Origin of the sequence: Tenebrionibacter intestinalis, from assembly GCF_016632365.1 — a bacterium.
Taxonomy (GTDB): domain Bacteria; phylum Pseudomonadota; class Gammaproteobacteria; order Enterobacterales; family Enterobacteriaceae; genus Tenebrionibacter; species Tenebrionibacter intestinalis.
This window is the reverse complement of the sequence record NZ_JAEPBH010000115.1, coordinates 1-1,574: the sequence shown is the minus strand read 5'-3', so window position 1 is coordinate 1,574 and position 1,574 is coordinate 1. Positions and strand designations below refer to the sequence as shown.

The window sequence follows — 1,574 nt, the reverse complement described above, 5'->3', positions numbered from 1 at the left end:
GGTAAAAGTGTAGCGGTATTAGGCGCAGCTATTTAGCTGTGAAGGCGCTTGCTCAATATATACACCTACGTTTTTCCGTGGCGCTATGAATATGTAGGCAGAAACAGAAGGTGTATAAGCCAATAACCGCTACACAAGGGAGGAATGCGCGAATTAAAAGTAAAAGAGGGCGAAAATATTTCCCCCTCTTTATGATTAATAGCCAAAAATAAAAAAGTCACCCCCTATTTTATGGTATATTACAACCTCCACCTGCCACCGCTTAATTCCTCACATAAATTTAGTTATTATTTAAAAGCGAATTCAAATTCAGAGAGCGCTTCAACCTCGCCGGGTAAGATTTTATCGGTTACTGAAATCAGCCCGCAGGTGAATACCAGTGCATTTTCACCCTGTTGCAATGGATACTCATAACGCTCTCCCGGAATCACCCTGTTTCCAAAAATATCCTCAATAATTATTCCGACAGAAGAATTGTTGGTGGCAAAACCAATATGATTGATTAATAGTTCTCCGTTAAAAACCACGGAGACTGTCTGAGCGCTGAAGTTATTTATACGCAACATAAACAACGCACGACCAGCAATGCTACCAACAGACGGAAACAGCCTTTCACTTGTAGCGCCTATATCAACATATAAGGATTCATTTTCAGACTGGACGGCCTCAACACCACGATACTTGAGAATATCCAACTCTGGTAGAGAAATTGTTGCTTCAATAACCAGGGCGCGAAAGTTAATTTTACCAGACATACACCTTCCTTATTAAAGTAGTATTGCGCAGGGATACGCAAACTTTGCTTCAACAAATAGCCCCGTCTTAAACGGGGCTTATTCACCACACTTTCCTTTATTCACTGACTACATTTTAAATACCACTACACAATTAATAACGCCTGGTGGCATTATTAAACAGAATATAAGTTTTATCACAAGCAGCATAATTCAGGCAGCAAAGTCAATATAAATAAAAATCATTCAGCGCCTGTATTCTCCGGCAGCAACGGAAGAATGCCGGAATAATAAATTACCGCAATAATCGGATGGCGTATTAGGTTATTAGCTGGCTTCGCTGCAAAATTATTACCGACAGGCGTATATTCATCGTTTACATTCCACCACAGCCGCTACTGGTAAACCCCGGACGATTACGCTGTTAGCGCCGCCATCCCATAGCCAGGCCAGGCATTTCACAAAGCGTGAATAAACCCAGCGAATACAAAGGCGTTAAGCGTTGATTCCGGGTAAGGTAACGGGCAAAAGCACATGCTAACCGCCCCCCTTCGGACATAAAAAAACCCGCCGGAGGCGAGTTCTGTTTTACACAACCTGATACAATCGTAACAACTTCAACTTAATCCCATAACAGCATGACTGCGGACACATTTCAAGGAAAACTCATTCTTTATTTAAATTTAAGCGTATTCTTTTTCCCAACCGTCACGCTACAGAGTCACCAGAGCAAACATGACATGCTGCGCCACTACTTCCCCCTCTGCGCAGGCTGGTAATATTGCTTTACCCTGCTCTGGTGCTGAGGAATCCCCAGTAATGGGCGGGTAAAAAAGGACG

General features: G+C 42.7%; 1 protein-coding gene. It reads right to left on the bottom strand.

Annotated elements, in window-relative coordinates; translation table 11 throughout:
* Nucleotides 1-287: 287 nt before the first annotated feature.
* Nucleotides 288-755, bottom strand: a complete 468-nt coding sequence (locus JJB97_RS17910) for a fimbrial protein (protein WP_238715433.1) — start codon at nt 753-755, stop codon at nt 288-290.
* Between the last annotated feature and the right edge of the window lie 819 nt (nt 756-1,574).

Bases quoted from the DNA above. Each gene is read 5' to 3' on its own strand.
- JJB97_RS17910 (WP_238715433.1), bottom strand. From the start codon at position 755: ATGTCTGGTAAAATTAACTTTCGCGCCCTGGTTATTGAAGCAACAATT.